The organism is Epilithonimonas hungarica (assembly GCF_900102265.1).
Classification (GTDB): domain Bacteria; phylum Bacteroidota; class Bacteroidia; order Flavobacteriales; family Weeksellaceae; genus Epilithonimonas; species Epilithonimonas hungarica.
The window spans coordinates 485,013-496,474 of record NZ_FNBH01000002.1 but is presented as its reverse complement, the minus strand read 5'-3'; the positions used below and the strand labels follow the sequence as shown (position 1 = coordinate 496,474).

General features: G+C 38.7%; 4 protein-coding genes. All 4 read left to right on the top strand.

From position 1 onward, the window contains the following. Positions 1-34 precede the first annotated feature (34 nt). The gene (locus tag BLT30_RS09415) at positions 35-1,924 is read left to right on the top strand and encodes a T9SS type A sorting domain-containing protein (RefSeq protein WP_175487169.1); all 1,890 of its coding nucleotides are present in this window, start codon (positions 35-37) and stop codon (positions 1,922-1,924) included. Positions 1,925-2,071: 147 nt separating this feature from the next. Further along, positions 2,072-2,710: a T9SS type A sorting domain-containing protein gene (locus BLT30_RS09410; RefSeq protein WP_089873314.1), complete on the top strand. Its 639-nt coding sequence runs from the start codon at positions 2,072-2,074 to the stop codon at positions 2,708-2,710. Positions 2,711-3,255: 545 nt separating this feature from the next. Further along, on the top strand, positions 3,256-7,083 hold the full coding sequence (gene rpoB / locus BLT30_RS09405) for a DNA-directed RNA polymerase subunit beta (protein WP_089873312.1): 3,828 nt from the start codon (positions 3,256-3,258) through the stop codon (positions 7,081-7,083). 81 nt (positions 7,084-7,164) lie between these two features. Further along, positions 7,165-11,430: a DNA-directed RNA polymerase subunit beta' gene (rpoC, locus tag BLT30_RS09400; protein ID WP_089873311.1), complete on the top strand. Its 4,266-nt coding sequence runs from the start codon at positions 7,165-7,167 to the stop codon at positions 11,428-11,430. Positions 11,431-11,462: the final 32 nt, after the last annotated feature.

Sequence of the window (11,462 nt, the reverse complement as noted above, 5' to 3'; positions counted from 1 at the left end):
TTTGCTTCATCAAATTTTTAAAATAAATGCTGCTATGAAAAACAGAACTATACTTAGATTCTTCATCTTAGGCTCGTGGTTGCTTACGATGACGGTTTTCGGGCAAAACATTACCACCGTGGGTTTGGGGTATAATTTTACGTATGCTACCGACATCACGCAGGATTTGGACGGAAATATCTATGTGTGCGATGCCACAGATGAGCTCATAATGAAAATTAACGGTGCCAACAAAACCACCGTAATCTCTGCCGGAAAAGGGAAGCCCGGAGCAATAGCTTTGGATAACGACGGCAATTTGTACGTTGCCTATATTGCGGGAATCAACTCGGGCAAAATATTTAAAATGACAACCGATGGCGGCAACCCGACATTGTTTGCCAATCCCAATACATCCATTACCAATTTGGAGTTCCTGGGGATTTATATCTGGTACACCGCACCAGCTCTTAGCAATAAAATAGGAAGAATCAGCCTGTCTGACGGCACTATTGGTACGGTAAATATGCCTTATAACGTGGCGAATGCAAGCGATTTCACCTTTGACAATACAGGTAACAGCTATTTTGTTTTTCCCAATTACAATAATGTGGTAAAAATAGACAACATTTTTTCCACTTATACCATATCGGATAATTCGGGAACTAGCATCACCTGTGTAGATTTTCGTCCATTTCTCGGATTGGTCATAGGAGGTATGTCGGATATTGTCATAATGAGTGTTGACGGACACGTAATTACACACTGGTCACTTCCCGTTTACAATCCCGGACAATCGTTTTTACCGATGTCGGTAGAAGCAAGAGCACAGAATAATGCCAGCTTTGTCTTCTATGATACAGATGCCAAATACAGAGTGTATAACTTCAAATACCCCGACAATACTTACGCTGTGAGAGGAAGCCGGTTTGATTCGCCGGCAAGCATTACGATAGATTCCGGACACAACATCTACATCAGCGACCACGATATTTCTACGGGCTACAATTCGATAAAGAAAATCGTTCCGAACAATGCCTATTTCGGAGGTTACCAGATATCCAACATTTGGAATACCACAAACACGCTTGCCGGGATAGCATACAACAGCAATGCCGATTACATCTACTACGGAGATGCAACTGATAACGTCATCAAATTTGTGAACACTTCCGGAAACACTTATGGAAATTATATTACAAATCTTGCCAATCCTTATATGATGAAGACATACGGTCAGACTGACTATTACACCCAAAGAAACTACTCTTATCTTGTCGGACGAAAATTAAATTTCCCTTTCGGATATACCTACAACTACTTGGGCGTATTGAATGATTCGAAAGGATTTGATTTCGATACCGCCGGAAATGCATACGTGGCAGATTATGCTTCCAATGTTATTATCAAAATCAATCTCTCGACAGGAGCTAGCACTGCTTTGGGAAATATCGGCAATAATTTCAACAAGCCAAGCAGCGTAGCCGTGGATAATGTGCATAATGTGATGTACATCGCCGATACCGGAAATAATGCAATTAAAAGAATGGATATGAATGGCAACAACATCACAACAATCGGCAGCGGATTTTTCAAACCCGAAGGTGTCTATCTGAATAGTTCTGCAGACAAACTCTATGTGGCGGACACAGGGAATAACGTTGTGAAAATTATTGATTTAATAGATCCAAATTTGTCCGTTTCCGAAATGTCCGAAACATCGAATCTTCAAATTTTTCCTAATCCGGCATCCGATTTTGTCCAAATTTCCTCAAAAGAAAAAATAAAAACGTTGGCACTTTTTGACCTTTCGGGGAAACAGGTCATGGACGAAAGCAATTCGGGAAACAAAATTTCATTAGAACGGTATCCGAAAGGAATGTATTTACTGAAAATTATTTTTGAAGACGGAAAAATCGAAATCCGAAAAATTGTGAAAAAATAAACGCTTTGTGGTTGGATTTCAACAGTATGCTATACAATATTTTTACAGCAGATTATCCGCTGAAAAGGGCAACTTGGTCGGTCTGTTGGCGCCAAAACCAAAAACTTGGGGAAAAAAACAACATTTAAACTTTAAAAATAACATATTATGAAAAAAACATTAACAATTTTAGCTTTTATTGCTTCATATCTTGTTTACAGCCAAGGAATACAAGCCTTAGATGGGTCTAATATTTTTTATCGTTATGCAACTGTTTACGATTGGGATTGCTGTTTGCTAGGTCCGGGATATAATGATGGCCAACCTTATAATTATCCTGTTGACGGTCATTTTAAAGTAATGTATGACGATTTTGGAAATGGTACGGTTGTAGAATCAACTGGGAGTTATGCATCTATTAATCCGGTCGGTTCATCTTATAATTCCAGTTTTGGGACATCTTCATATCCAGATTATAAAAGTCTTATTGTCAATAGCCAGTGTTGCAATGAATTTGGCGATAAAATTTATGTTAAATTGAGTGAACAGATAACATTATCTACGGAAAATAATAATAAAAAATCTTTTAAAATTTATCCAAATCCCATCACAGATATCATCAAAATTCAAAACCCTGAAAATCTTAAAATCATTAAAGCAGAAATATTTGATATGAACGGAAAATTAATCGATAACTTCAAAATTGAAAATGATAGAATTAACGTGGAAAGCTTACTAAAAGGCATCTACTTCCTGAAAATATCATCGGTAAAAGGTACGGAAAATTTAAAATTTATTAAAAAATAAGTTTCCTGAAATTGCTATTAACACTGAATTAAAAATAGCTACCTATAAGGCAAGGTAGTTTAGTCAATATATTATTTGAACATAAATTATTGAATTTCAAATTGATTATCAATTATTACTTAAAGAAAAAGCCGTTTCAAAAAATGAAATGGCTCTTTCTGTTTTTTCACTACTCATTTAACAAAAGTTTAAGACCATAAACATTTGTCAAATAATTTTAAAATCCGTACATTTGCAATTCTTTTGGCGCTAATAATTTATATACAGTAAAAACAATTTTCATACTCTTTCATTTTCATGAAGGGGGATTTTCTGTTTATAAATAGATAATGTCTGAAAGAAATAAAAATATTTTGCACTACGCCGTGAAAAGATATACCGGTGTTGCAGTTAGATGTTGAAAGACAAGAGAAACAAGCAAAAGAAACATACATAACGGCGCCAAAGTTATATATTCCTTTAATCTTTTTTACTTTTTTCTTGACTCTTGATTATCTGATATTTTTTGAATCAAAATATTTTTTAACCCTTTTTCTTATAATTTTATGAGTAAAACACAGGCCGCTCCTAAAGTTCAAGGTACAGAGAGAATCAACTTTTCATCAGCGAAAGGTAGAATCGAAACACCTGACTTTTTGGACATCCAAATCCAGTCTTTCAAGGAGTTTTTCCAGTTAGACACGCTTCCTGAGCAACGTTTGAATGAATCACTTTACAAAACGTTCCAGGAAAATTTCCCAATTACAGATTCTAGAAACCAGTTCGTTTTGGAATTTCTGGATTATCTGGTAGATTCTCCACGTTATTCTATCGATGAGTGCGTAGAGAGAGGTTTAACGTATAACGTACCTCTAAAAGCTAGACTAAAATTATACTGTACAGATCCGGAACATGAAGATTTTCAGACTGTTGTGCAGGATGTGTATTTAGGTCCGGTTCCTTATATGACGCCTTCCGGGTCATTCATCATCAATGGTGCGGAACGTGTTATTGTAACTCAGTTACACAGATCTCCGGGTGTATTCTTCGGACAGACCTACCATGCAAACGGAACTAAACTTTATTATTCGAGAATTATCCCTTTCAAAGGATCTTGGATGGAGTTCACTACGGACATCAACAACGTAATGTATGCGTATATTGACCGTAAGAAAAAATTACCTTTAACTACACTATTAAGAGCTATCGGTTATGAATCTGATAAAGAAATTCTTCAGATCTTCGACCTTGCAGAGGAAGTGAAAGTTTCTAAAGCCGCACTTAAAAAAGTAGAAGGAAGAACTTTGGCTGCGAGAGTTTTGAACACTTGGTTCGAGGACTTCGTGGACGAAGATACAGGTGAGGTAGTTTCTATTGAAAGAAACGAGATCATCTTGGATAGAGAAACTATTCTTGAAAAAGAACATCTAGATGTTATTTTAGATTCTGGAGTTAAGTCAATCTTGATTCACAAAGAAAATTCTAACGAGTTCTCTATCATCCAGAATACTTTACAAAAAGATCCAACCAACTCAGAAAAAGAGGCGGTGGAATATATTTATCGTCAGTTAAGAAACGCCGATGCTCCGGATGAGGAAACTGCAAGAGGAATTATTGAGAAATTATTCTTTTCAGAACAGAGATACTCTCTTGGAGAAGTTGGTCGTTACAGATTGAACAAAAAACTAGGTCTTAACATTTCGGAAGAAAATCAAGTTCTTACAAAAGAAGATATCATCTCGATTGTAAAACACTTGATCGAATTGGTTAACTCTAAGGCTGAGGTTGATGATATCGATCACTTGTCAAACAGAAGGATCAAGACTGTTGGAGAGCAATTGTCTGGACAATTCGGCGTAGGTCTTTCTAGAATTGCCAGAACAATCAAAGAAAGAATGAACGTTAGAGATAACGAGATCTTTACACCGGTTGATTTGGTTAATGCTAAGACTTTGACGTCTGTTATTAATTCATTCTTTGGTACCAACCAGCTTTCTCAGTTCATGGATCAAACCAACCCATTGTCAGAGATCACGCACAAGCGTAGACTTTCTGCACTAGGACCTGGTGGTTTATCAAGAGAAAGAGCAGGTTTCGAGGTTCGTGACGTTCACCATACTCACTATGGTCGTATCTGTCCAATCGAAACTCCGGAAGGACCAAACATTGGTTTGATCTCTTCTTTGGGTATGTATGCGAAGATCAACACTTTAGGTTTTATTGAGACACCTTACAGAAAAGTAGAAAACGGAAAAGTAGACCTTAATGCTGCGCCTGTTTATCTAAATGCTGAGGACGAGGAAAATCAAGTTATTGCTCAGGCAAACGTTGCCTTGAGTGATGAAGGTCACTTCGAGACGGATAGAATTATTGCCCGTTTGGATGGTGATTACCCAGTAGTTGAGCCTCAACAAGTCGATCTTATCGACGTTGCACCAAACCAGATCTCTGGTATTTCTGCTTCATTGATCCCGTTCCTGGAGCATGATGATGCGAACCGTGCATTGATGGGGTCTAACATGATGCGCCAGGCAGTTCCTTTATTGAAGCCTCAGGCACCAGTTGTTGGTACAGGTCTGGAAAAACAAGTTGCGAGAGATTCTAGAATTTTGATCAATGCAGAAGGAACTGGAGTTGTAGAATATGTGGACGCTGAGAAAATAGTTATTAAGTACGAAAGAAGCGAGGAGGATGATCTAGTTAACTTCGATTCTGCTACTAAAACTTATAAACTGACTAAGTTCAGAAAAACCAACCAGAGTACAACTATTACACTAAGACCAAACGTAAGAGTAGGTGATACAGTGGAAAAAGGTCAGGTTCTTTGTGATGGTTATGCAACTGAGAACGGGGAATTGGCTCTTGGTAGAAACTTGGTAGTGGCGTTCATGCCTTGGAAAGGTTATAACTTCGAGGATGCGATCGTAATTAATGAAAAAGTGGTTCGTGAGGACTGGTTTACTTCGATCCACGTTGATGAATATTCTCTGGAAGTTCGTGATACCAAATTAGGTATGGAAGAATTGACAGCAGATATTCCTAACGTTTCTGAAGAAGCTACAAAAGATCTTGATGAAAACGGGATGATCCGTATCGGTGCAGAAGTGAAGCCTGGTGATATCCTTATCGGAAAGATCACTCCAAAAGGGGAATCTGATCCAACTCCGGAAGAAAAACTTCTTAGAGCGATCTTCGGGGATAAAGCTGGTGATGTAAAAGATGCTTCATTGAAAGCAGATTCTTCTCTTAGAGGAGTTGTTATCAACAAAAAATTGTTCTCTAGAAATATCAAGGACAAAAAGAAAAGAAGCGAAGAGAAAATCAAACTTGAGGAAATCGAAAATACTTACAAAAATAAGTTCGATGATCTGAGAAACACTTTGATTGACAAATTGAATACCTTGGTTTCTGGTAAAACTTCTCAGGGTGTGAAAAATGACCTTGAAGAGGAAGTAATCAGCAAAGGAACCAAATTCACTTTGAAATTGCTTCAGTCTGTAGAAGATTATGTGAACATCAGCGGTGCAGATTGGACCGTAGATGCAGACAAAAATGAATGGATCAAACAATTGATTCACAATTATAAAATCAAATACAATGATCTTTCGGGAGTTAAAAACCGTGAGAAATTTGCATTGTCTATCGGAGACGAGTTACCAGCAGGTATTATCAAATTAGCTAAAGTTTACATCGCTAAGAAACGTAAACTGAATGTAGGTGATAAAATGGCAGGTCGTCACGGTAACAAAGGTATCGTTTCAAGAATCGTTCGTGAAGAAGATATGCCATTCTTGGAGGATGGAACACCAGTAGATATCGTATTGAATCCGCTTGGGGTACCTTCCCGTATGAATATTGGTCAGATCTACGAAACTGTTCTTGGATGGGCAGGTACAAAACTGGGATTGAAGTTTGCAACACCGATCTTTGATGGTGCAAGTCTTGAGCAAATCACAGAATATACTGATCAGGCAGGTCTTCCGAAATTTGGTAGCACACACTTATACGACGGTGGAACTGGGGAGAGATTTACGCAGCCTGCAACTGTAGGTGTGATCTACATGTTGAAACTTGGACACATGGTAGATGACAAAATGCACGCACGTTCTATCGGACCTTACTCATTGATCACGCAACAGCCGTTAGGTGGTAAAGCACAATTCGGAGGTCAGAGATTCGGAGAGATGGAGGTTTGGGCTCTTGAAGCATTTGGAGCGTCTAACATCCTGAGAGAGATCTTGACTGTGAAGTCGGATGACGTGATTGGTAGAGCAAAAACTTATGAAGCGATTGCAAAAGGAGAAGCAATGCCAGAACCTGGTATTCCGGAATCTTTCAACGTATTACTTCACGAGTTACAAGGTCTTGGACTTGATGTAAGACTTGAAGAGTAATTTTAAATTTTAAATTATTTTGAATCTCACAATTCAAAGCATTAATCTAAAATCTAAACTCTAAAATTTAAATTCTAACAAATGTCAAATAAAAATAAAACTAGTCGATTTAATAAAATCACTATTGGTTTAGCTTCACCGGAATCTATTCTTCAGGAATCGAGAGGGGAAGTTCTAAAACCAGAAACGATCAACTATCGTACACACAAACCGGAAAGAGACGGATTGTTCTGCGAGAAGATCTTCGGACCTGTAAAAGACTACGAGTGTGCTTGTGGAAAATACAAAAGAATCCGTTACAAAGGAATTGTTTGTGATCGTTGTGGAGTAGAAGTTACCGAGAAAAAAGTGCGTAGAGAGAGAATCGGACATATTGGTTTGGTTGTTCCTGTGGCGCATATCTGGTATTTCCGTTCTTTACCAAACAAAATTGGTTATCTATTAGGTATTCCTTCCAAGAAATTGGATATGATCATCTATTACGAGAGATATGTTGTGATCCAGCAAGGTATCGCTAAGAAAGCAGATGGTTCAGATTTCGATGACAAAGAATTCCTTACAGAAGAAGAATATCTGGATGTTCTGGAAACACTTCCTATTGAGAACCAATATCTAGATGACTCTGATCCGAACAAATTCGTAGCGAAAATGGGAGCAGAAGCTGTTGAAGAATTGTTGAAGAGAATCGACCTTGATTCTCTGTCATTCGATCTTAGACACAAAGCTCACAATGAGTCTTCTAAACAAAGAAGAACAGAAGCGCTTAAGAGGCTTAACGTTGTAGAGGCACTTAGAGCAGCTAATACAAGAATGATCAACAAACCGGAATGGATGATTATGCGTGTTCTTCCTATCATACCACCAGAACTAAGACCATTGGTACCGTTGGATGGAGGACGTTTTGCAACTTCCGATCTGAATGACCTTTACAGAAGGGTAATTATCAGAAACAACCGTCTTAAGAGACTATTGGAGATCAAAGCTCCTGAAGTGATCTTGAGAAACGAGAAGCGTATGCTTCAGGAATCAGTAGATTCATTATTCGATAATACAAGAAAATCTTCTGCTGTTAAGTCGGAATCAAATAGACCATTGAAATCCCTTTCTGATTCATTGAAAGGTAAGCAAGGTCGTTTCCGTCAGAACTTATTAGGAAAAAGGGTAGATTACTCGGCTCGTTCGGTTATTGTTGTAGGTCCTAGCTTACAATTGCACGAGTGTGGTCTTCCAAAAGATATGGCTGCAGAGCTTTACAAACCGTTTATCATTAGAAAACTAATTGAAAGAGGAATTGTAAAAACTGTAAAATCAGCTAAAAGAATCATCGATAGAAAAGAACCTGTAGTTTATGATATCCTGGAAGGTGTTATGAAAGGTCATCCTGTTCTTTTGAACAGAGCACCTACGCTTCACAGATTGGGTATCCAGGCGTTCCAGCCTAAGATGATCGAAGGCAAGGCGATCCAGCTTCACCCATTGGTAACAACGGCTTTCAACGCCGATTTCGATGGGGATCAGATGGCGGTACACTTGCCATTAGGTCCAGAAGCTATTTTGGAAGCTCAGCTATTGATGTTAGGTTCTCAGAATATCCTGAACCCGGCGAATGGCTCTCCTATTACCGTACCTTCTCAGGACATGGTTTTGGGTCTATACTTTATGACCAAAGAAGCTCATTCTACTGAAGAGAAAAAAATCAAAGGCGAAGGTCTTGCATTCTATTCTCCGGAAGAAGTAGAGATCGCTTACGCGGAAGGACAGGTTTCCCTTAATGCAAAAGTAAGATGTCGTCTTCCTGTAAAAGAAAATGGAGGAATCGTAACTAAATTGTTGAATACAACGGTTGGTAGAATTTTGTTCAATCAGATCGTGCCAAAAGAATCAGGGTACATTGATGAGTTATTGACTAAGAAATCTCTTAGAAATGTAATTGGTCAGATCTTGGAGGATACAGATTTCCCTACGACTGTTAAGTTCTTGGATGATATGAAGAATCTCGGATATGCTAACGCTTTCAAAGGAGGTCTTTCATTTAGTCTTGGAGATATCGTGATCCCGGCTGAGAAAAAAGCAATGATCGCACAATCTATCGAAACGGTAGATGAGATCAAGGCTAACTACAACATGGGTCTTATTACAGATACAGAACGTTATAATCAGGTAATTGACGTTTGGACAAACACCAACGCCGGATTGACTGAAATGATCATGAGCAGAATGAAGACCGATCAAGGTGGTTTCAACTCTGTATATATGATGCTTGATTCTGGAGCGAGGGGTTCTAAGGAACAGATCCGTCAGTTATCAGGAATGAGAGGTTTGATGGCAAAACCGCAAAAAGCAGGTTCTGTAGGAGCGGAAATCATCGAAAACCCGATTCTTGCAAACTTTAAAGAAGGTCTTTCCATCTTAGAATACTTTATCTCTACCCACGGTGCTCGTAAAGGTCTTGCGGATACCGCTCTTAAAACTGCCGATGCTGGTTACTTGACCAGAAGATTGGTAGATGTTGCACAAGATGTAATTATTACTCAAGAAGATTGTGGAACACTTAGAGGAACAGAAGTTACTGCGCTTAAGAAAAATGATGATATCGTAGAAAAAATTGCTGAGAGAATTCTTGGTAGAGTTTCTCTTCACAATATCTATCATCCGGAAACAGATGAGTTATTAGCTAATGCTGATGAACTAATTGTAGAAGCGGTTGCTAAGAAAATTGAAGAAGCAGGAATAGAAGCTGTAGAAGTTCGTTCTCCATTAACTTGTGAATCCAAAAAAGGTATCTGTGCGAAATGCTACGGACGTAATCTTGCCACAGGTAAAGGAATCCATATGGGAGAAGCTGTGGGTGTAATTGCAGCACAATCAATTGGTGAGCCAGGAACTCAGTTGACACTGAGAACTTTCCACCAAGGAGGTACCGCTGGTAACATTTCAGAAAATCCAAGTATCGTTGCAAAACGTGATGGTATTGTTGAAATGGACGAAGTTAGAACTATTAAATCTGAAGGTGAAGAAGGACAATCAGCAGATATCGTTGTTTCTCGTTCTACCGAATTCCGTTTGGTTGCAGATAACGAAGCCAGAACACCAATTATGATTGCCAACGTCCCTTATGGTTCCGAGTTATTTGTAAAACCAGGTGATAAGGTTAAAAAAGGAGATCTTATTGCGAAATGGGATGCCTATAATGCGGTTATCATTGCAGAAACTTCTGGTAAGGTAGAGTATGAGGATATTATCCAGGGTATTTCTTTCGTATTGGAAATTGATGAGCAGACAGGTTTCGAAGAGAAAGTTATCTCAGAATCCAGAAATAAAAAAGCGGTACCAACATTAAAAGTTGTGGATGCAAAAGGCGTAGAGCAAAAAGCATATAACTTACCTGTAGGAGCCCACTTGATGGTAAACGATGGTGAAAAGATCAAGGCTGGTAAAGTCCTTATCAAGATTCCGAGAAAATCTGCAAAAGCAGGGGATATCACCGGAGGTCTTCCAAGAGTTACCGAACTGTTCGAAGCTAGAAATCCTTCTAATCCTGCTGTAGTTACAGAGATCGATGGAGTAGTTTCTTACGGTAAGATCAAAAGAGGTAACCGTGAATTGATCGTTGAAGCTAAAACTGGCGAGATCAAGAAGTATTTGGTAAAATTATCAAATCAGATCTTGGTTCAGGAAAATGACTTCGTTTATGCTGGAGGGCCACTTTCTGATGGCTCTATCACGCCAGACGATATCTTAAGGATCAAAGGTCCAACTGCGGTTCAGGAATATCTGGTAAATGAGATTCAGGAAGTTTACCGTCTTCAGGGTGTGAAGATCGATGATAAGCACTTCGAGATCATTGTTCGTCAGATGATGACAAAAGTATCGATTGTTGATGGAGGAGATACTCAGTTCCTGGAGGGAGCTTTGGAGCACAAATTCGATTTCTTGGAAGAGAACAACAGAGTTTTCGGACTTAAGGTTGTTACAGAGCCGGGAGATTCTAAAGTATTCAAAGCAGGACAGATGATCACTGCCAGAGAACTAAGAGACGAGAATTCGAAACTTAAGAGAGAAGATCAGGCTTTGGTACAAGTTAGAGAAGCTCTTCCTGCAACTGCAACTCCTGTATTACAAGGTATTACAAGAGCAGCATTACAAACCAAGTCATTCATGTCTGCGGCATCGTTCCAGGAAACAACGAAAGTTCTTAATGAAGCAGCTGTTTCCGGAAAAATCGATTTCTTGAGCGGTCTGAAAGAGAATGTGATCGTAGGACACAGAATTCCTGCGGGTACAGGTCTTAAAGACTATCAAAACGTGATCGTGGGTTCTAGAAAGGAATTCGAAGATATTAACTAAAAAAAGTAATTATAGATTATGAATTTAAATTT